The organism is Nocardia sp. CA-151230 (assembly GCF_050942175.1).
Taxonomy (GTDB): Bacteria; Actinomycetota; Actinomycetes; order Mycobacteriales; family Mycobacteriaceae; genus Nocardia.
Window position 1 is genome coordinate 7,451,742 of the sequence record NZ_CP192061.1, and the last position, 20,471, is coordinate 7,472,212.

14 protein-coding genes, 1 tRNA gene and 1 pseudogene are annotated in these 20,471 nt (G+C 64.0%); 9 read left to right on the forward strand and 7 right to left on the reverse strand.

The genetic code is table 11. The features are described from left to right. Positions 1–10: 10 nt before the first annotated feature. The 6 genes from ACQP1O_RS35070 to ACQP1O_RS35095 all read left to right on the forward strand — a co-directional run bounded on the left by ACQP1O_RS35070 (position 11) and on the right by ACQP1O_RS35095 (position 12,866). Positions 11–9,907, forward strand: coding sequence for a toxin glutamine deamidase domain-containing protein (locus ACQP1O_RS35070; RefSeq protein ID WP_433562647.1), 9,897 nt, complete (start codon positions 11–13; stop codon positions 9,905–9,907). A gap of 127 nt (positions 9,908–10,034) precedes the next feature. Beyond that, the gene (locus ACQP1O_RS35075) at positions 10,035–10,526 is read left to right on the forward strand and encodes a DUF6301 family protein (RefSeq protein WP_433562648.1); all 492 of its coding nucleotides are present in this window, start codon (positions 10,035–10,037) and stop codon (positions 10,524–10,526) included. Positions 10,527–10,692: 166 nt separating this feature from the next. Then, complete coding sequence (locus ACQP1O_RS35080) at positions 10,693–11,184, forward strand: DUF6301 family protein (RefSeq protein ID WP_433562649.1); 492 nt, start codon at positions 10,693–10,695, stop codon at positions 11,182–11,184. Next, positions 11,181–11,624, forward strand: coding sequence for a TY-Chap domain-containing protein (locus ACQP1O_RS35085; protein ID WP_433562650.1), 444 nt, complete (start codon positions 11,181–11,183; stop codon positions 11,622–11,624). Before ACQP1O_RS35080 ends, ACQP1O_RS35085 begins: the two co-directional genes overlap by 4 nt. Next, on the forward strand, positions 11,621–12,133 hold the full coding sequence (locus tag ACQP1O_RS35090) for a hypothetical protein (RefSeq protein ID WP_433562651.1): 513 nt from the start codon (positions 11,621–11,623) through the stop codon (positions 12,131–12,133). Before ACQP1O_RS35085 ends, ACQP1O_RS35090 begins: the two co-directional genes overlap by 4 nt. A gap of 4 nt (positions 12,134–12,137) precedes the next feature. Then, complete coding sequence (locus ACQP1O_RS35095; protein ID WP_433562652.1) at positions 12,138–12,866, forward strand: hypothetical protein; 729 nt, start codon at positions 12,138–12,140, stop codon at positions 12,864–12,866. Between the two features lie 51 nt (positions 12,867–12,917). Here the strand turns inward: ACQP1O_RS35095 and ACQP1O_RS35100 are convergent, their stop codons facing one another. The 4 genes from ACQP1O_RS35100 to ACQP1O_RS35115 all read right to left on the reverse strand — a co-directional run bounded on the left by ACQP1O_RS35100 (position 12,918) and on the right by ACQP1O_RS35115 (position 14,814). After that, positions 12,918–13,304: a hypothetical protein gene (locus ACQP1O_RS35100; protein ID WP_433562653.1), complete on the reverse strand. Its 387-nt coding sequence runs from the start codon at positions 13,302–13,304 to the stop codon at positions 12,918–12,920. A gap of 287 nt (positions 13,305–13,591) precedes the next feature. Further along, positions 13,592–13,795, reverse strand: a complete 204-nt coding sequence (locus ACQP1O_RS35105; RefSeq protein ID WP_433562654.1) for a hypothetical protein — start codon at positions 13,793–13,795, stop codon at positions 13,592–13,594. Between the two features lie 53 nt (positions 13,796–13,848). Beyond that, a complete protein-coding gene (locus ACQP1O_RS35110) occupies positions 13,849–14,157 on the reverse strand; it encodes a hypothetical protein (protein ID WP_433562655.1) in 309 nt (102 codons plus the stop codon). A gap of 213 nt (positions 14,158–14,370) precedes the next feature. Further along, complete coding sequence (locus ACQP1O_RS35115; RefSeq protein WP_433562656.1) at positions 14,371–14,814, reverse strand: hypothetical protein; 444 nt, start codon at positions 14,812–14,814, stop codon at positions 14,371–14,373. Between the two features lie 922 nt (positions 14,815–15,736). Between ACQP1O_RS35115 and ACQP1O_RS35120 the strand changes: the two genes are divergently transcribed. The 3 genes and pseudogenes from ACQP1O_RS35120 to ACQP1O_RS35130 all read left to right on the forward strand — a co-directional run bounded on the left by ACQP1O_RS35120 (position 15,737) and on the right by ACQP1O_RS35130 (position 17,296). Further along, positions 15,737–15,967: a helix-turn-helix domain-containing protein gene (locus ACQP1O_RS35120; protein ID WP_433562657.1), complete on the forward strand. Its 231-nt coding sequence runs from the start codon at positions 15,737–15,739 to the stop codon at positions 15,965–15,967. Next, a pseudogene (locus tag ACQP1O_RS35125) lies at positions 15,964–16,074 on the forward strand (hypothetical protein); the annotation flags it as partial. The gene ACQP1O_RS35120 and the pseudogene ACQP1O_RS35125, both read left to right, overlap by 4 nt. 610 nt (positions 16,075–16,684) lie before the next feature. After that, the gene (locus tag ACQP1O_RS35130; protein ID WP_433562658.1) at positions 16,685–17,296 is read left to right on the forward strand and encodes a site-specific integrase; all 612 of its coding nucleotides are present in this window, start codon (positions 16,685–16,687) and stop codon (positions 17,294–17,296) included. 88 nt (positions 17,297–17,384) lie between these two features. Here the strand turns inward: ACQP1O_RS35130 and ACQP1O_RS35135 are convergent. The 3 genes from ACQP1O_RS35135 to ACQP1O_RS35145 form a co-directional block, all read right to left on the reverse strand. Beyond that, positions 17,385–17,458: transfer RNA gene (locus tag ACQP1O_RS35135), tRNA-Met, on the reverse strand. 64 nt (positions 17,459–17,522) lie between these two features. Beyond that, entirely contained in the window at positions 17,523–19,520 is a 1,998-nt protein-coding gene (locus ACQP1O_RS35140) for a YhgE/Pip domain-containing protein (protein ID WP_433562659.1), read from the reverse strand. A 93-nt stretch (positions 19,521–19,613) separates the two neighbouring features. Then, the gene (locus ACQP1O_RS35145) at positions 19,614–20,372 is read right to left on the reverse strand and encodes a PP2C family protein-serine/threonine phosphatase (RefSeq protein ID WP_433562660.1); all 759 of its coding nucleotides are present in this window, start codon (positions 20,370–20,372) and stop codon (positions 19,614–19,616) included. Between the last annotated feature and the right edge of the window lie 99 nt (positions 20,373–20,471).

Sequence of the window (20,471 nt, forward strand, 5' to 3'; positions counted from 1 at the left end):
GGGACTATTTGTGTCGGGGTGGACATGGGTCGGGGATCACCTTCCCGCCTGGCTGATAGAGGGCCTGAACTTCTTCTCGGCGTACCCGAAAGGCGACCAGGACGAGCTGTTCGCGCTCGGTGACGCCTGGAAGAAAGCGGCCACGGAACTCGAGAATCTCGAGCCCGACCTGAAATCGGTCACCGGCGGGTTTTCCCAGTACTACACGGGTCAGGGCGCTGATGAGATCTTGCAGGAGTTCGCCGCGTACTTCGACAGCTCGGAAACCTCCCTTCCAGCGCTGATCGACAGCCTGAAGAACCTCGGCCACGATGCCCGCTCTACCGCAGCGGAAATCGAGTACACCAAGATCCAGGCCGAGATCTTCGCCGGACTCACTCTCGTCGCCGTCGTGCAATTGTTCGCCAGCCTTTATGGTTCGGTCGCGGTGCCGGCCTACCTGGCCATCTCCCGCGAGGGGCTGGCCGTGTTCGCCCGCACGATGATGGGACGCATCGAGGCGATCGCCGCCCGAGCCGCGACAAAGTCGCTGGCCAAAGCGGTGTCGAAAGAGATCGCGATTCCGCTCGGGGAACGAGTCCTCCCGAAGGCACCCCTGCGTTTGGTGACGAACAGCCTCAAGGGCGGGGCCATCATGGCGGGCCTCGGCGCCGTATCCGATGCCGGTGTGCAAGCCATCCAGCTCGGGGAAGGACATCTCGACGACGGCTTCGATCTGAAGAAGACCTTTCAGACCTCGATAGAATGGGGAGTCGGCGGACTCGTCGGCGGTCCAGCGCACATCAAAGTCGCTGACTTGCTCGGGAATCGAGGATTGTCGCCGCGGCTGGGCGGTTTGATCTCCGGTGGCATCGGAGGCATGGCGGGCGGCCTCGGCATGTACGCCGGTGGTCTCGGAAACCAGATCTACGACCACTTCAAAAACGGCAAGACCATCGATTGGTCGATCAGTCCCCAACTTTTGCTCGGCGGTGCGGCACTCGGCGGCGCGGGGGGTCTTCGCCACGGGCTCAAAAACGAACACGCCACACCGACAGGGGACGGCCCCGGAGCGACGGCGAACGGCCGTGTCGAAGCCCAGGCACCACGCGGACACACTGTCACTCCCGAGACCGACGCCGCGGGTAAGGACCTGTACCGCAACCTGCAAAAACAGGTCAATCCTGACATTCTCAGGGCAAACGGTGAACCGGCCCACCTCATCGACCACGGCGAACAGCTAACCCGACAAATCAATGACATCAACGCCGAGTCGAAGCAACTCGGTGGTTTCAGCGACCAGCACGTCTCCCAACTCGCGGACGTCCGTCAGGAATGGAAGCAGATCTCCGCCGAAGGCGGCGACGGAAGTGCAGCGTACCCCGACGCCCCGATCGGGGCCGACCATCGCGGCGGTCCCGCGAATTCAGCCAACCCACACGGTCCGGCGGAAACGCGAGCCGCAACCCCAGACGGTGCCAGGCCCCTCGATGCCACAACACGTTCGGCCCCAACCGATTACGCCGCACGTCAGGCGGCACCTATCCGTGCCGGTGACCCATCGACACTGCGGGAACCGGTGATCAGTCGACAACCGACACCGGAGAGCCCGGCCCGGATTGTCCCCACTGCGACTACCACCGGCAGCAACGTGAGTGTTGCTGCCGGAAGCCACGACACGCTCGCTCCAGCAGGCGATGCTGCGGCGTCTCGCCCAGTAACCGCGAACCCTGACACCCAGATAAAGCCGGTCCCTTCGGAACTCACGCCGCGCGAGCCCGGGACCCAGCCAGAATCGACCACGCCGCTCCCAACTCGACCAGTCGACCCATCCGTGAAGAACGGTGGCACTTCTCCTGTCGGCCGCCAACCGAATGTCATCGACTCTCCCGAGGTGCCCTCGAAATCTCAGCGGCCGTCCGAATCGCCATCGAGTCCGGCGGGTGATACTGGGCTGCCTGCTGGCGATCACCAGCCTTCGGCACCGACTCCGGACGGAAAGGCCCCCTCCGCGCCGTCTGGAGGCGATCACCTCGCACCCATCGGACCCGAACCGGCCCTCACGGTTCCTTCGCCCGCGGGTGCCGAGCATCCGCTCGAGGTCCGTCGCCGTATCGACCGCATCACTGGCATCGAGCCCGAGCCCGCCCAAGAGAAGGCCGCCGCGGACCTCCGCGACTTCTACCAGCACCAGAACACCGAAGCAGCCGACGCCACATCCGTCACCCCGCGCGATACCCAATCAACGGCTCCCGCACCGGCATACGAGGCGCGGCGGTTCAACTACGGTCCCGACGACTTCCTCCACACCCTCACCGTCCGTGTGCATCTCGACGGCGTCGAACATCTGCCGCCCGAACACGTAGGGCAGATCGTCGACCGGCTTCACACGACCGTCGACAACACGTTCAACAACGGACAGTGCCTCCTCAGTGGCGACCATCTGCGCGTGCACATCGAGCTCACCGACAATCCGGCCGAAGCCCACCTCCGCGCCAGTATCGGTGACCCCCAACATGTTTCCAACCCTCATGTGTGGACCCGCGACACCCACGCCGACACCCTCGCTCGGCAACTTCGCGAACACCTCGGACTATCGACCGACCCGACCAAACAGAAACTCGACTACATCGATGTCCGCCAAATCAGCAACGACATCGCCCTCGCGAACACCGACAACCACCTCACCGGACTGCCTGAGACCCGCACCGTAGCTCCAAAACGTCTGTACGGTCTCGAGACTCGCAACCATCAGTGGGCAGTCGAGGACGCCCTCCGCGACGGCAACAAGTTCCTCACCGGAGCCGACCCACGCACCAACCCCTACGGGCAACTCATCAACGACGGCGGCCCCCACAACATCGGCCGCAGCAACAACTGTTTGGACAACAGCCTCTCCGCCCTCTCGTCATTCCATGGCGACCCCCAGGTCGCACTGCCCCGCTGGCCCGACAAACTTCTCGACGGCAGCATCGATAAGTGGACCGGTGAACAGGGCGGCAACGACCGTGCGCTTGACTGGCTCGGTGGCGGCTTCAGTACCTGGGCCGGGCAAGCCAATCCCCCGACCATCCCGGAACAGTTTGCATGGCTGCACAACCATCTCTCGCAACTGGGCGAGATGTCCTCCGCCCTGGTGGTCAACGAATGGAAGGGTCCTGGCGCTCACGCCACCGTGGTCGTCTATCCGAAGGGCGCGAAGGGCCCGCTCTGGTGGGATCCCCAGCAGCGGACGATCTCTGAAACACCGCCCGACAGTCTTACCCAGGGGTCGTCGGGGCTATGGTTCCGTGCGCTCGATCCGAACGAACCCAATGGAGGTATCACCGGTGCCGGAGCAATACCGCACTCAGGACCAAGTGGAGCAATACCTGGCCCGGATCTTTCGTCCGGATCAGGAATTCTTCATCCTTCAGAGCGAGTACGGCTGGGTCTGCCACCCGAAACCAGCGGAGACGGAACCGCGCAACCCGAACATGCCAACGGAGACGGGCCAGGCGAACTTCGTGGTGAACGCCCAGACGGGGGTGGTGACAGTCCACTCGAGCCTGTCCATGGAGATGATCGGCCAGCAGTACGACCAGGCGATACGGACCGGCCAACCGATACCGGGCGGCCAGGTGTATCCCCACCGCTGGAGAGTGACCCTGCAGCGGACTCACGAGGACGCGACGGAGATCGAGTACCAGGTGACGACCGAGGCCCTGACAATGCCACCAGAACCGACCACCGACCACCGACTGACGATCAACAAGAACACCCTGCAGACGCGGACGAACGTGCTCAGGGTTCCCGAACCGAGCCACCAAGCGATGGCCTGGGCATACGAACACCGGGCGAATCAGACCTGGCCGGAGACCGGAACCTACGAGGTCTAGACGCCCCGACTCGACTACCAGAAGCAACTGACGATCACCAGATCCCGTTCCGGCCGGAACGCGACAACGGCTCGGTACTGGCATCGGCTGCGACAGCCGGCCCACGCGACCAGACACCATTGGATCCAGGGTCCGCCGACCTCGATAGCACGGACCGAGGCCCTAATGAACCGGGTGATCGGCCAAGCCATCGCGAATCGCCGACCTCTGACGAAGCGGAGCGCATCGATGACTCTCACGCATCAGATGCTCTCGAACAAACTGATACTCCTCCGCGGCTACCGGAAACTAGTGCCCGCAGCGGCGAACCGGCAGTACCGGAGTATCGCTCCGCCACGCTGGCGGATCTGGGTTTTCCTGATGTAGCAGATGTGCCCCCGGGTGAGCTGGCCCGGATCGAGTCGGCGCTGCCAACGACCAAAATGGTTCCTCCGAACGAGGTTCGCTTCACCCAGCGCAGCGTGAGCCGGGAGACCTCGGAGGGTATGCCCATCCGGGAACTCGCCGATGCGATGGCCGAATACGGATGGCGCGGTGGCCCGATCCATGCGGTTCTCTGGGAGGACGGTGGTCTTTCGAGCCTGGATAATCGTCGCCTGACCGCAGCTCGTATGGCCGAACTCGACGACGTGCCAACCGCGGTACATGCCCCGAGTGACCGTTTGGCGGACTGGCCGCACGAGTGGGATCCCGCGCGCCGCGAACGGAATCCGCTGCGCGTAGACATCCGCCAGTTGGCAGACGGCACGCTTCGGGTCGGTGGCGACAAAGGTGAAATCGTCTACCACCGTGGCCAAGTCGCGGATACGTGGGGAGAGATCGCGCTGTTCCGCGCGGCGGAACAGCGCAGCTTGCTCCCCGGGGTGCTCGAGGGCTCCGATCACCCGCCGGTCTACGCGGCCAAGCCCGCTAAACCGGTGGAAATCGAACTACCGACCGAAACCCAGCACGAGGTCACCGCGGCCGTTCGAGACGCGCATCCTGATGCCGATCGCATCCTCGCCGATTTCCGGACAACTATCGACAGCGTCACCAACGATCTCGGTATTGGGCACGACCCGCTCGACATGCGCGGCGAGGACCACCGCGTCAAGTCCGCAGATTCCCTGGCACGCAAGTACTTCACCGAACGTGAACCCGGTGAACAGGTCGGCGACTTCCTCGACCGCGTCAACGACCTGGTCCGCTTCTCGGTTCGACTACCCGAAGGCGAACACTACCTGTCCAGCCTGGAGGCCACCCTCGACCGGATGCGAGACCGCGGCTACGAGATCGTCGACGTCAAGAACTTCTGGCGCGAGGGCAACCGCTACCTCGGCATGAACACCACGCTGCGCTCGCCACACGGCCGTGAGTTCGAAGTGCAGTTCCCGACCGACGCGGCTTGGCGCGCCAACAAACTCACCCACGAGCCGTACGAAATCTTCCGCCGCACCGAGGAACCCATCGAACGCCGCATCCATGCGTTCCTCGATATTCTGCGCATCAACAACGAACTCAACCTGAGCGAAAAGATCCCGCCGGGTGTAGATCAGCGCTGGAAACCGGTAGATACGAGCCTTCAGAAGTGGACTGGGAAGAACCCTGCACCGTGGCATGCGTACCAGCGGTGGCTCGTGGAAAACCATCGCGAGTTCGCTTGGGTGACAGACCAATTCGGGCTTGACGTCCATAAGTTGCTGCCGCCGGCGCCCTCGCCACATCCGACGCCGGGCGAAGCTGGCCACCGGCCCACCGGGCCGGAGCCGACGCCCACGGAGCGCGCCGCGAACGAGCCCTCCGGCGATCTGGATCACCCCTCGACACTAACCCAGCATCTGAAGGATCGGTTCGAACAGATCCGCGGACACATCGACGACATCTTCACGGCTCACCAGGACCCAGCCCGCGCACCCGAATTACCGAGCCTACGTGTGAAATTCGGCGAACTGATCGATACAATCGGGCTACGCGACCAGCAGGACTGGGTCACCCCGTGGCGACTGTTCAACGAGCACGACGCGGCACTTGCGAAGTACGTCGAACAGAATCACGAGCACCTGCTACCAACTGCGAAGGACCTTGCTGAAGCTCGCATCGAGCCCGGCACCGAACCGACAGGCCACGAGCCGAGCAACCGCTCACAAGCACTCGACGACCTTCTGGACACTGATGGTTCGAATGACCTGCCGACTCTTTCACTCAAGGCTCAGGAACTCACCGCACAACTAGCAGTCGCCGAGCATATCGAAATCCGGCCCGGAGAAGTCAGCGTCGAACATCTGGGTGAGCTGCAACGACACTCAGGTCTCGAGCACGCGATCGTCCAAGGCCCCAATGGTGAGCTACGACTCTTCCGCGGCAGCGAGATATCCAGCACCATTCCCGAAAGCCTCCGCGACGGTTACGAGTACGTCGTCCACTCACACCCTGAGACAGGTCTGCCGACCGACGCCAGCATGCATCTCGATGTGCTGTACAAGACCACCTCACACATCGAAGCCGTCATCAGCAGCGACGGCCAGGTCCGGTTCTTCGACGAAAACGGCGTCCTGCCCTCCGAAACCCTCCCGCAGGGAAGCCCGATCAACCGACAAGGGTTCGTGGTCCCGGTCGACGAACTCAGGATTCCGACGTCAGAGCACCAGCAGCCGAACCGTTGGATGGCCACGCGCGGGCCGGACGGAAAGCCCTATCGATTCCCTGATTCGAGCTCGTCGACATCGCCTCGCGCGGAAGGCAGTCCGTATCGGGACCTCGACGCGGTCAGACGCGACGCCGACGCCGTCGGCCGCTCGCACATCGAGGGGGCAACTCAACCTGGTACACGGGAGAACCCCGCGACAGACCCCGCCACTAGACAAAGCCGAGATCTAAGCCGCGCCCCCTACTCCGGAACAGCCGCCACCGTCGACCGCACACACGTCCAGGAGGCAACCCAGTCCGGTACACGGGAGAACCCCGCGACAGACCCCGTCACCAGACAAAGCCGAGATCTAAGCCGCGCCCCCTACTCCGGAACAGCCGCCACCGTCGACCGCTCACACGTCCAGGAGGCTCGGGAGGCCCCGGACGTCAGTCGTGCGCCCCAGAGCGAACCAACCCAGCAGATCGAGCGACCACCCGTTCAACCGGCCGACCTGTATCGGCTTCCGACCGACGGAGACAGGCCGATTCCGGCGGTGCCGGAGAAGTACACACAGCTGCCGCCCAACTCGGGCAACTTGGTTCTCGGCAAGGATGGGCTGCTGCACCTACCGTCGGACAAAAATCCGAAGGAGACCTACCGTTCGCTCGAGAACGGAAAGCCGGATGGCCAACTGCACCATATAACGGACCCGGAGAATACCTACCGAGACAAGGATTTCTCCCTCCGCGATAAGTCGAAGCCTCGCCATCCCTTCATGCAGGACCATCTGGCAAATAGAGACGAGCCGGTCCTCTACGAACCCATACCCGTCGGAGAACCCGAACCTTACAAAATTTCTGACACGAAAATCCATTCCGAGCTCCAAGCGAGTGCCAACCTTCGAGCCGAGCTGCAGACGATACGCGATCCGGCCGCAAAAATTGTCCGCACATATATGCCCGAATTCGGAATAGATCACATAAATGACCTTTCCGGCAAGAAGCTCGAGCAGAAATACAAAGAACTCAAGGCAGCTGTCGGCCGCATGCCCGATGGTGTCGCGAAGACGGAGAAGCTGGCACACCTCGAGGCCCTGAGGGAAAACGCCGAGATTTACCACACCGTCGGCCCCGAGATGGTTCAAACATCCAAGAACATGGGCGACGCTGCCGGAAAGGCACGCGCCAGTGATCCGGACCTGCACCCCAACGGCGTCATCCTGCAGTCCCCCGGCCGGGTAATAGACGGTCGCGACACCATCGACATACCCGTCTTCGACCCGGCCGTCGGCGACCAACCTCCGACACTCACATCATTGGAGTGCAAGGGCGTCGGCTCTGAGCTGGGCGCAGCTGACACCGACCTCGGTCGCGCACGACAGTGTTCACCGGAGTACACAGCACGGACGATCGGGATCGAAAAGAACCTCGAGCTGCTCCTGCAAGACACCCCGGAGAGCCTGCGCGCTCGCGGTATCGACCCGAATTCTCCGGAAGTCCGGAAAGTTCTCCAAGCTCGAGACGAAATGATGCGGGCATTCCAAGACGGCACGCTCGTGCACAAGGTCGAGAAAGTTCATGCCGACCTCGCAAGAAACGCGGACGGTAGCACGACCTACGTCGTTTCCGTCACAACATACAGCTTGGAACGCGACGGAGTCGCCATCGCGATCGATCGAATCGGCGGCGTCGAACGAGTCCAAATCCCAGTTCTCGAACGCGCCAGGCAACGCGAGTTGGAGATCATCCGGACAATCGAAAGGGAACGCGCTCGGATACTCGAAGGCTTGTCTCCCGATCAACGGGACATCGTGCAAGCGGCCCTCGACACCACCCGAGACATCCAGAGCGGTACCGCGGCACAACAGTTCGCCCTCACCCAGGACACGTTGGGAAACGTTGTGCGAGCCATCGAAGAGCACGGCGATCCGGCGCAGGTGAGCAAAAGTCTCACTGACGCCCAGTCGGCGCTGGCTCGGATTCACCAACTCGAACTCGATAGCCGGATGCCGGCACTGCGCGAGCTCGACTTGGGTGCGCAAGCAGGTGCGGCCCGGGAATTGCTTGCGCTGGAATTGGATACGCGGAACAGCGTCCTCGCCGCCCAGGTGCAGGTGCTCGAACGCGAGCTCATCGACCAGAGCATCACTCGGGCAATCGACGCGAGAGAAGTCCCAGCCAAGGATCGCGCCAAGTTCGTCCAAAACCACCTCAACCTGGCCCGAACTATCGAAATCGCCGGGGAGGAAGGCCAACCGGTCCGCGAACTGAGCGATCTCCGAGATGCCTTCGAGGGCGCGCAGCGGGTGATCGAGCATGAGCGAGCATGCGAGGCCCGGGCCCTCGAGACAATGGGATTGAGCGAGAAACACCTCCAGGAGGTGCGAAAGGCGCTCGAAGAGGAGCGCGCACACACCCTAGGCAAGGCGCAGGAGGTTTTGGGGCGGGAGATTGTGCGACAGGCCGAGGCCAAGGTCCGGGAAGGCAGGGAACTCGACCCGCGGGAACGTGACGAACGCGAGAGGCTTCGCGAGTACGTGCGCACCATGACGGAAGCGATCGAGCAAGGCGAGACACCCGATCTGGACACGGTTCGAACGAAATACAATGAACTCGCGCAACGCATCGATCGCGACCGCGACCGTGACGCCCGAACACTCGAACGACTCAGGCTGCCCGACGAACTCCACGAAAAGGTCATGCAGGCACTCGACCTCGAACGCGAGCAAACCTACGGCCCAGACCGTGACGCTCTCGGCAGAGTAATGGAACGTGAGGCCGAAGCCAGAGCCCGGGAAGCCCGCGAGCTCGACCCCCGGCAACGTGACGAACGCGAGAGACTTCGCGAATACGTGCGCACCATGGAAGAAGCCATCGAGCAAGGCGAAACGCCCGATTTCGAAACGGTGCGGACCAAATACAATGAGCTCGCTGAACTCATTGAACGTGACCGCGAACGCGACGCCCGAGTACTCGAACGACTCAGACTGCCTCACGAACACGAAGAACGGGTTAGACAACGGCTCGATGGCGACCGTGAGTACGGTCGAGAGCGTGACGCTCTCGGCAGAGAAATGGACCGGCAACAGCCTGGCCGCGAGCGCCATCCTGAGGCGATAGCCGCTCGCGCAATCGAGGCTCGGGATCGGGATGGGCGCACGCCTGATCATCGTGCACCCGAATCACCCACCGTCGCACAGCGACAGACTCCGAGTACCCTCTTCGACCAACAGAGAGCGCTGGCAGACCGTCTCGCTCGCCAGGGATACTCTGCTGATTTGATTGCGGTGCGTCTGCTGATGGAAGTAGGGCAGGGACAGACAATCGCCGATGCCCTTCAGCAGCCTGCCGAGGCGGAGCAGCGGGATCGCGCACGCCGAGAGCGGCTAGAACGCGAACGAGAACGCGAGCGGGAACGCGGCCGCGAACGGGGCGGACAGTGACATTGAGATCAGCGCGGTTCATGTCACCTGCCTTGTCGTTGGTTTCTCGACTGTGGCACAGTCGTTTCCACGCAGACAGGCTGGCCCGACGCGATGAAATCGCGAAGTTCCAAGACCAGGAGCAGTTTTGATCGACGGGGACGATTTCACTGACCGACTCGCCCACGAACGAACGAGCCCCGACGCCGACCAGATCTGGCCGACGCTCGGATACGACGAGATCATGACACTGGCGGCCAGGCTGGTCTCACTCGGCCCCGCGTGGACGTCCGATCCTGGCACGATCGCGCGGATATTCGGGTGGCAGATCCGCGAACCTGCGCCCGGTCTACATCAACTCGATACGGGGCCGGGGACAGCCAAGGGTTATCTGTACTGGCGCGACGGTCGAGCCGAGGGATTGGAGATCCCGGTCACGATGCCAGTTCCCCGCGATGACGTACACCGGCTCGGCTACCTCTTCACGCTGCTGTCCCCCACACTCGCGGAAGCCCTCGGCCGCTCAACCGAAGCGTCATCGTCTCGTCGCGACGAAATCGTTTGGGCCAATAGTGATCTCAGACTGACCCTGGCGCTGTCGGCGACTGACATCCGGCTGTTCGTCGCCCTGAAGCATTGAATAACACTGCTAGTCAAAGTAATTCGAGCTAGTGAAGTCCTTATGGTTGATCCACAGGCTTCACGCTGCCCGGTGCTGCGGAGCGTTCCGTCTCCATGGCCGAGGGGTGGGCCGAACTGCGAGAGGCAGCAACAAAGTCAAAGGTCAATGACGTTAGGGTGATCGTATGACGGAATGGCGTGCGTTGTCCGGACCTGAGGTAGGTGACCTGGCCGTCAGGCTGCGGTCCCTGGACTGGTCGTGGTTGCTCGCGGATGTGCCCGCGCTGGCTGCGAACTTTGGCTGGACTGTGGAAACAACCTATCGGTATTCGGTCTCGCTGGGCGCTGAGCTCGGCCCGGACTCGGGCAGCGTATCCGGCCGATCCGAAACAGCCGACAAGATCGACGTCCGTGTCACCGATTACGCCGACGACGACAGTGATGGCCGCGCGCACGTTCGTGACGCGTTCGTCGATATGGCGTCCGCGATCACCTCTGTCCTCGGCCCTCCTGCCCTGCGCTGCCCCGGTGAGTTCGCCGAAATCCGCTGGTCCGGAGCGGAAACTACGGTGCGGCTACGCCAGTTCACAAGCAGCGTGTCGCTCTATCTCTGCACTAACACGTCACTCGCTCTCGAGGACCAGGTGACCGCGATGGACGAACAGGGGTTGCTGTGACCGACTGGATCCAATTCGAGGCCGGACTCGCCGAGGAGTTGGCCATGCTCCCCGCCGGTGCTCTGATCACTATCGATACGAAAGCACCGGATACCGAACCGGGGTTCGCGCAATTCGCGCAATCGGAGGAGAAGGTGGTGGCCGAATTGGGTGCCTACGCCGACCTCGACCGGGACGCGGGGGCAGCCGCACCCGGAGCTGCAGTGGTACTCGCCGCGGGCTGGCATCCCCCGGACGGGAACGATCACGAGAACTGGTGGGTCGAATTGCCGTGGCCGGTAACCACCGCGACCTACCAGCAACTGGCGGCCATGGTGGTCATCGGGCTGCGGGATGCTTTCCATGTCTCCAGCCCCACACGCCTGGTGTACGACGCGTGGAATTCGAACGCCGGAAACCGTCGCTTCGATCTCCCGCTGCTGGGAATCGAGAAGCAATGAACACGCCACCACACCACGATGGTCCGGAGACGACCTCACCGACCAGGCGTCTGCTGAAACGCCGTCGCGAACTCGAGTTGTGCGGGGATCTGGCCGCCGACAGTCTCGATCAACTCCGACGCGACCTCGGGCTCACCACCGTGAATACGCCCGGTGAAGCTCCGAATACCATTCTGGGAGAACGCGTCGAACGTAGCCAGCGATACCGCACCGTCGCGGAGATGGCGATGACGTTCTCACGCCTCGGCGCGCAGGAGTGGCTGCTGGCGATCGACGCAATGCCCCGGGCCGACATCGATCGCTGGCGGTGCTTGGCCGAAATCGCCTGCCGCAAGGCAGGAATGAGTATCGTCGCCACCCGCACGCCGACGTCCGTGGTTCTCCCTGACGATGAGAAAGAAGAGATCCAGAAGGAAGCCGCCCGCTTGACCGCCCAGTCGCAACGCAGACTCGACGAAATCCCGTTCAGTACGCCGTTCCAGGCGTTCGCGACAGACTCCCAGGAATGACTCCATGCTTCACACGCCTCATGCCTGCCAGTTCTGCGGACGGTATGTCCTCGAGGTCGAGGGGTGGGCGGAATCCCTGAAGCCCGGGCACAAAGTTCTGGTGCCTTGGGATGATGACCCGTCGGTCTTCCACGGCTTCTACCACTGGTCCTGTGTGCGCGCATCCGAGTTCGGACCGAAGTTCCGGACAGAGTTGCTGAACTGGGTCTGCCAGAAGGATCAACTCATCACGGTCCGGGGCGAGGACGGTCTGTTGCATGACACGGTGCGCACGGGACTCGGCTACACACGGCATCTCGCAACAGTTGGGGGTGGCGACATCTACGAAAGCCCGCGATTCGATCGTTGGGTATTCGCGGAGACCGCTGGCCCAGTGCATTTCCTGGACATCGACCAGGCACGCGTCTTGTCCGAGGGAAAGCCGCTGCGCGGCAATAACGGTGGGCGGCATGCGTTTCTGCCGGAAGACCCGGGAGACGTTGTCGCTGGATGGGGATTGGCAGAAGTACTCGACTTCCTCCAGGTCCGCGACGTGTACCAGGACATGATCGACCGGTTTGCGCCGGAATACAGTTTCTGGAGGGGTTCGCCCAAGGGTTCAAGCTACATACTGGTCTACTCGTTGTCGGCCATGCGTCCGGTTCCATCCGATATCGCTGAGTTCTTTCAGAACTACCTGCAGCGGTACACCCTCAAAATCCCCGAACCGGTCCGAACGAACGGTGATCAGTAGGCCCGTCTATCCCTGGTCCCGCCGAGCGCGATCGCTGGGCCGAGGCGTCGTCTACGAATCCTGCTGTGGGGCACGGTCTTCTTTCCATCTCCGGACGTGATGGTCATCGTCCCACGAGATGTCCTCCTGGTCGGGTGGATCGCCCTTCCAGGAGAAGAACCACTCGATCCAATCCTCGGTCGGCAGTTCGCTGGCGGTCGAGCCGTCCACGGCCAACTGGCGAGAGAACTCCTCGGCCGCTGAACGATCGAGAACCGAGATCCGATCGTCGTTGCGGTAATCGGCAGTGAACCGGGCCACCCGAGCCGGGTCGTACTGCCACATCTGGATGCCCTGATTCCAGACCAATGCATCATTAGACGCGTCGGTGGTGACGAAAATGGTAAACGGAGGGGTCTTTCCGAACTCACCGCTGCAAACCGCCTGATAGAACAGCATTTTCGATCTCCTTGTCAGTGGATGTCGGCGTCGCGGACCACCGGCAGATCGGCGAGGAATCTGGCCACCGCCGCCAACTCGCCGCGTGTCACCACAGTGGGAACGTCGACCATAGATCTCACCTCGAGCACGACGCACACCGTCCCTCTTCTGGATCCCAGCCCCAGCTGCTAGCCGATCCTGCCCCGCCGATTGCGGATGCCGGCCCCCACGTCAGTCGTTGCTGAGAGACACTACAAGCGTATGCAGGGTCTCAGAAATACCAACCACGGCGGACAGGCGTGTTCCTACACCGCAGGAGGAGTCCGGTGCTCGCCGCGGCGGGCAGCGTCGCGGGCCATCGCCTGACGGTGGGCATCACGGAACTTCCTACCCATCAACACCACAAAAACCACTCCCATCACGGCCGCCCCGGCTGCACCGCTATTAGTCACCGTGCCGACCACCCCCGCCACCACGACCAACCCGACAGCAGTCAGGAACCAGCTCACCGGAATCATTGTCGAACCCCCTCCGCACCTTCACATCTGATTGCCGAGCGATCTTAACCGGTATCGACGACCGACACTCTGCCGTAGCGGCTGGGAGGGCTGTTGTTGGTGCGATAGTCACAGGCCGTGTCCGAGCCCGCCGAGTAGGTCGAGGCGGAAACCGGCACCCCATTTGGAACCGATTTCTCGAAGTGCGCCGGGCCGATAGCCGCGCAGAGATCGGGCGGGGCTGCGGCAGGCGGGTCGGCGTCGTCGATCGCCTGCAGGGCTTTCGGAATCAGCAGGGAGACAACGACTGCAACGACGATGGCGACCAGGGCGGTCAGGCAGCCCGATGGGCGGCGCCGTGGAGGGGGCGGCATGTCGAACTCCCTGTGACGTCATTCGCGGCCGGGCAGGCAGGCCCGACCCCAAGATCATCTTCCTGGAGACAGCGGATCATCGCCGATCCGGGTGTCGGTGGCGGGGATGATTTCTCCGAGCTCGCGTGAAGCACGGGCGCGGGGTTGAGGAGCGAGGAAGGGCCGGGCCTGCAAGGCGGATTGCTGTGCTTTCCGGCCCGGTTTCCCTAGTACCTATTTGGTCACTGAGGACAAGGGTTTGTTGTCCGCGCCGGGCTCCTTGCATTCGATGCGGACTTCCACGAGGGTGCCGAACGGGCCGACCGTGCCGGTACCGGAAAGTTCCGCTGCGAGCTGCTGCATGAGCGCGATGCCGGTGTCGTCGTCGGTGTCCTGGGCCAGGAAGTCACGGCAGGTCGTCTTGGCGACATTGGTGGCATGTACTTCGGTTGACGGGTTGACGTCCAACGCAACCCCGATAGCCTGGTCGCCTTTGCCTTTGCAGTTCATCTCCGCCCAGGTGACGCCCAGTTCATCGCTGCCTGAGTTCTGCCAGCCAGGGTTCTCCCTGGCGACCCGGCGCAGAATCGACTGTTTCTCGGACGGGCTCGCAGCCAGGAACGTCGCGCAGGCGGTCTTGGATGCCGGGCCCAGGCCTGCAGCACGGTCAGCGGTCATCGTCGGGACGGCGCCGGTGGAGCTCGACGGCGCCGGGGCCGATGCTGGCGAGGCAGTGGTTCCGCATCCCGTGAGGACCGAGACAGCGGCCACGGCTCCGAACAACACACCAGCGGATGACTTCATCGATCGGTCTTCCCCTCATCGAATCTTCCCGCCGGACATACACATTCGCTCCGGGCCCGAAACGATCTTGCCAGATAGTGGCCGAGATGCGGCGTGCCGAAGGCATCTTCACTCATTGCGGACCGCTTGGTTTGGGGCCGACGGCCAACCTCGCCGCAGTTAGCCAGCACTTCCAGGCCCTCAAGCAGATTGTCGATGCTCTCAGCAACGACAGCTTGGGACGACTGCCTGCGCGGGCACCGCCAGCTGGGCCGGCCGGGAGACCGGACCTCGCTGCGGTCGCTTACGACGCATCCGGCACTAGGAGCGAAAGTTTCGGCTTGTGTGTCGCAAAACGGGGGTCGGCATGCAGTTAACGAAGCGCCAGGATCCTCTGCGATCGCCCCCGTCCGCCGGGAATGACCATGCCCACCACGTCGACACCGCGCACCAGCCACGCCCGCTGCAGGCCCGCATCCGACACCGTCGCCACGATCGGACCCCGGGTCGTATCACGGCTGCACCGGCTGGTTCCCGCACCGCACAACGGCACCAGAAGCAGCCGAAGGCAAGCCACGGTAGCGGGGCCGATGCCCGCCCGCGCCAGAAATTCGGCACACAATCGCCCGACTCGGCCAACCAGACGGCTCAAATGCCGCCGCGCTCCAGATCGCTCACCGCCACTCCGAACCACACTCGGGTATCGAGATTTGTTCTTACGCAAGGCACTTGACCCAACGAACGCAACGGAGGGTCCATATCCGGTCGTACCACACCGGTACACACCCGCCCGACACCGGACAAAAGGAAACCGACCATGCCCGATATCGAACCGGATGCCACCACCCACGACCGTTGGGACACGCTGCCGCTACTGCTGTCCGTGCCAAGAGCCGCCGCGCTGCTCGGGATCAGCCGCTCGGCGGGCTACCGGCTCGCCGAATCCGGCGAACTGCCGACTAAACGTATGGGCGGCCGGGTCTACATCGTGACCGCCCGGCTGCGGACCCTGCTCGAGCAGGACACCCGCGGGGAGGCTGCCGCATGAAGCAAGGCCATGTCCGCAAACGCGGCAAGACCTGGTACTACCAGTTCCGGCTCCCGGAGAAGGGTCCCGACGGTAAACCCGAATTCGACTCCAAGGGCGGCTTTGCCACCGAGAAGGAAGCCTGGGCGGCCTGCCGGGACGCGATCAAGGCGGTCGAGCAGAACAAGCGGGTGAGACGCTCGAAGCTCACCGTGCGCACGTTCTTTGTCGACGAATGGCTGCCCGCGATCAAGATGATCGTCGACGCCACCACCTACGACAACTGGCAGGCGCTGATCCACGCCTACGTCGTCCCCCGTCTCGGCGAAGGTGACTTACAGAAACTGACCGCGCCGATGCTGGTGAAGTTCTACACACAGCTGCTCACCGATGGTCGTATCAAGCCCGACAACAACATTCGCATGTACGATTACTGGCTGAAGGCGGCCAACCGCGGCCAGCACCCGACACCTCGCCAGATTGAGCAAGCCTGCGGCGTAACCATCCACGCCGCCCGAGCTGCCGTGCGCCGCTACAAGGCCGGGCGAATTCCTTACACCGAAACCAGCTGGGCTGGAACCGAAAACCGTCCGCAATATCCACCTCGCCGTCCACCGGGCACTCGTAGACGCCGTCGCCTGGAGGCACCTTGTCGACAACCCGGCCGACAACGCGAAACCACCCCGCGTCGCCCGAACACGACGTCCGGTGTGGACGCCCGAGCAGGCTGCCCAGTTCATGGAAAGCATCTGTTTCGACCGCTTCTACGCGCTGTTCCGGCTGGAGCTGACCACAGGGCTGCGGCGCGCGGAGATCTGTGGAATCCGTTGGCCATCTCTGGATCTCGAAGCCGGGGCGCTGTCGGTGCACCAGGGCCGGGTCGTCGTTTCCGGGCGCGCCCAGGATGCTGAGGTCAAGTCCGAAGACTCAGCCCGCCTGATCGCCCTCGATGCGGAGACCGTCTCCGCGCTGCGTATCTGGAAGGCCATCCAGGATGCCGAGCGCGCGCTCTACGGTGACGACTTCCGCGACACCGATCTGGTCTTCACCTACGAGGATGGGCGCCCTGTGCACCCCGATTCGATCCGGGAGCGATTCAAGCGCCTCGCGGCCCGAGCGGGCCTACCCGAGATCCGCTTCTACGACCTCCGCCACACCTACATCACGGCGTCACTGATGGCCGGAGTCAGCCCGAAGGTGGTCAGCCAGCGCGCCGGGCACGCCGACGTCGCCTTCACCATGAAGACCTACCAACACGTCCTGCCCGGCATGGACGAGGACGCCGCCGCCCGCGCCGCCAGCTACATGCTGGGACGCCGCGAACACCCCGAGACGGCATCGCATCCCTGAAACTGAGTTTGGCTAATGATGCCAAACGTGATGCCAAACCAACGCGAAAACGGCCCGGAACCTGATGGTTCCGGGCCGTTTCCCCTAGTAGCGGGGACAGGATTTGAACCTGCGACCTCTGGGTTATGAGCCCAGCGAGCTACCGAGCTGCTCCACCCCGCGTCGGTGAACACAACATTACACACGAGTGGGGAAGGGAACCTAATCGACTGGTCAGAGCCGGTTTTCAGGGTCTGGAGGGAATCGGGCGCAGAGGTTCGGGGGTGCGGTCGGCGGGGGCTGGATCGGGTACGGAGGCGGCTAGGTAGCGGGCGGCGATCATGATCGCCAGGGCGGCAGTGAGGATGAGGAGCAGGGCCGCGATGGAGGTCCAGAACATGCGGTCGTAGAGCGCGATGTCGGTGCGGATGATGGCACGACGGGCGAAGGTCATCGGGGCGATGCCTTTGAAGGGGCGGAACAGGAGTGGGGTGGTGCCGGCGGGGAAAACGCCGCCGAAGGCGAAGATTTGGAACATATAGAAGGAGAAGGCCGCGATGGAACCGGCGACGCGGCCGAAGAGCACGACGAACAGCTGAGCGGTCACCGCTGCCACCAGGCCGACAAGGGCGATGACGGCGACCATGGCGGGCCACTGTTGCGGGGACCAGCCGAGCCGGCTGCCGTAACCGGCGGCGAGGGCGGACAGGGCGATGACGCACGCCGCGCCGACCGCGGTGCCACGCAGGACGGGGCCGGCGGCGCGCCGCCAGGGTGAGCGGCCGCGGGCGGCTCCGCGCAAGGGGCGCAACAACATCCACAGGACGATGGCCGCGAGGAAGGAGCCCATGACGACCAGCACAGGGCCGGCGCCGCGGGCGATCTCCTTGTGGCTCCGGTCGCCGTCGCGGATGAGCTGGCTGGGTTCCTGATTGCGGATGTCCATGGTGACGGGCTGGGCCATGACGTCGGCCGAGGCGTTGGGGTCGGCGATGTGGGGTGCGGCGGCCGCACCGTCGCGCAGGCCGTTGTCGAGCTGGGTTGCGCCGTCGCCCAATTGGGTGACGCCCGCCCGGAGGTCGCGGCCGCCGGCGACCAGCTGGTCCAGGCCCGTGGACAGGTCGTTCGCACCGCTGCCGAGTTGTGCTGTACCGTCGCGCAATTGGGCGCTGCCGTCGGCGAGGGCGAGCACGCCGGAGCGGAAGTCGGCCTTGGGATCGGTGAGCTGTCTGGCCAATTCCTTTGTGCCGTCGCGCAACTGGGTCAGCTGGCCGACGATGGAATCCGGGTCGCCGGGTCGCACCTGGCCGATGAGGCTCTTCAGCTGGCTGACCGCGTCGGCCACCGCGGGGTCCGGGTTCCTGCTCAACTGGTCGAGCAGTGGATCGAGCTGGCCCGCGAGCCGTCCGGCGGGTTCGAGGGCATCCAGCAGCGGTGTGACGACCTGGTCCACGCCGTCGCGGATCTGCCGTGCTCCGGAGCCGAGTTGATCGGTGCCGGTGACCAATTGGTTCGCGCCGTCGGCGAGCTGGACCGCGCCGGTATGGAGCTGGCCCGTGCCGGTCGCGAGTTGCGCCGCGCCGGTGGCGGCCTGATCGAGTCCAGCGGTCAGCTGATCGGAGCCGTCGGCGAGCTGAGTGGTGCCCTGGGCCAATTGGGTCGCCCCCTTGGCGGCGTCGCCCAGACCGGAGCCGAGACTGTTCACGCCGACCAGGATCTGACCGGCGTAACCGCGCCCGATGGTGGCCGCGATCTGGTTCTGCGCCTCGGTGACAACGCTATTGGCGACGGCCGGTCCCAGCGTGCCGTTGAAATCGTTGTACCAGACCATGATCCGAGCATGCTGCGGCGCGGGATCGGTCACGCTCAGCACGTTCCGGGTGAAGTCGGGGGGAATGACGACCGAGAAGGCGTACCGGCTCTCCCGCAGCCCGCGTACCGCTTCCGCGCTGCTGACCCGATGGAACTGGAGTTCGCCGCTGGACACCAGATTGTCGAGAATCTCGGTGCCCATGTTCTGGGCCTTGCCGTCGGAGATGCCGCCGGCATCGTCGCTGGCGACGGCGACCGGAATCTGCTTCAGGTACAGCTCCGGATCCCACATGATCCACATGTAGACCGCCGAGACCAGTGTCGGCACCACCAGGAGCAGCACGATCGAGGCCCGCGCGAAGGCGGATCCCCACGGCTTGCGCCGGAGCAGACCGCCGAGGTGACTGCGGATGGATGTCGATCTGTCTGCCACGGCGAACCCCGATACTGCGCACTGCCAAAGTCGGGCCCAAGCTACCTGGTCACCCGTCCAGAATGTGCGAATTCGGGGAAATACCCGCCCGGCTCAGCGGCTCGCCTCCACCACCAGTGCGGTGGTGTTGTCGGTGCCGCCGCGGCCGAGGGCCGTCCCCACCAGCAACTCCGCCGTCTGACCGGCCGAGGTTCCCTGGGACAGAATCGACTTGATGATCGGCATGCCGAGCTTCTTACCCACCCCATCGGTGCACAGCAGCAGCCTGCCCGCGCTCGATCCGGTGGCCGCGCGCCCGATGTCGCCCGGCTGCACGGTCCGCACCGAGGTCGTGACGAGATGCCGCATACCCGGCAGCGGGTCGCGCCCACGCGCCCGGAAGTACTCGGCGACAGTGTGATCGGTGGTCATGCGGTGCAGGACCCGGCCGTTCCATCGGTAGGCCCGGCAGTCACCCACCCAGGCGATATCACAGGGGCCGTCCAACTGACCACTACTCGGCAACACCGCGACCACCAGTACGCTGTCGGCGCTCGACTCGGGTAGCTCGCGCAGCAATTCCCGCTGCGCCGCCAGGATTCCGGCCTGTGCGCCGTCCCCCACCGCCGCCCGCGCGGCGGTCTGCGCAGCCAACCGTGCCGCCCGGGCCGCCGCCAGATGATCCCCCACCCCGTCGGCCACCACGAAAGCACTCCGCCCGAGCCGGGCATCGGTGAACGTGGCAAACGCGTCCGCATTGATCGTGCGCCGCCCCAGCCGGCTCACCCCCGCCCCGGCCACCAGGCCGAGCCGCACCTGCGCATCGGCGTCGACAGCGGTGGCATCTCCCACCTCGATGGCTTCGGTGTGCACGACCGGACCTCCTGGGACTCCGTCTCACGGGGGTGCTGTCCTGCAGCACTACCTCATTCAACGGCCGAAACCCAAGCTTCGCTCCCGAAATGTCTGTGT

Bases quoted from the DNA above. Each gene is read 5' to 3' on its own strand.
- ACQP1O_RS35080 (WP_433562649.1), top strand. From the start codon at position 10,693: ATGACGGAATGGCGTGCGTTGTCCGGACCTGAGGTAGGTGACCTGGCC.
- ACQP1O_RS35090 (WP_433562651.1), top strand. From the start codon at position 11,621: ATGAACACGCCACCACACCACGATGGTCCGGAGACGACCTCACCGACC.
- ACQP1O_RS35095 (WP_433562652.1), top strand. From the start codon at position 12,138: ATGCTTCACACGCCTCATGCCTGCCAGTTCTGCGGACGGTATGTCCTC.
- ACQP1O_RS35100 (WP_433562653.1), bottom strand. From the start codon at position 13,304: ATGCTGTTCTATCAGGCGGTTTGCAGCGGTGAGTTCGGAAAGACCCCT.
- ACQP1O_RS35110 (WP_433562655.1), bottom strand. From the start codon at position 14,157: ATGCCGCCCCCTCCACGGCGCCGCCCATCGGGCTGCCTGACCGCCCTG.
- ACQP1O_RS35115 (WP_433562656.1), bottom strand. From the start codon at position 14,814: ATGACCGCTGACCGTGCTGCAGGCCTGGGCCCGGCATCCAAGACCGCC.
- ACQP1O_RS35120 (WP_433562657.1), top strand. From the start codon at position 15,737: ATGCCCGATATCGAACCGGATGCCACCACCCACGACCGTTGGGACACG.
- ACQP1O_RS35130 (WP_433562658.1), top strand. From the start codon at position 16,685: ATGGAAAGCATCTGTTTCGACCGCTTCTACGCGCTGTTCCGGCTGGAG.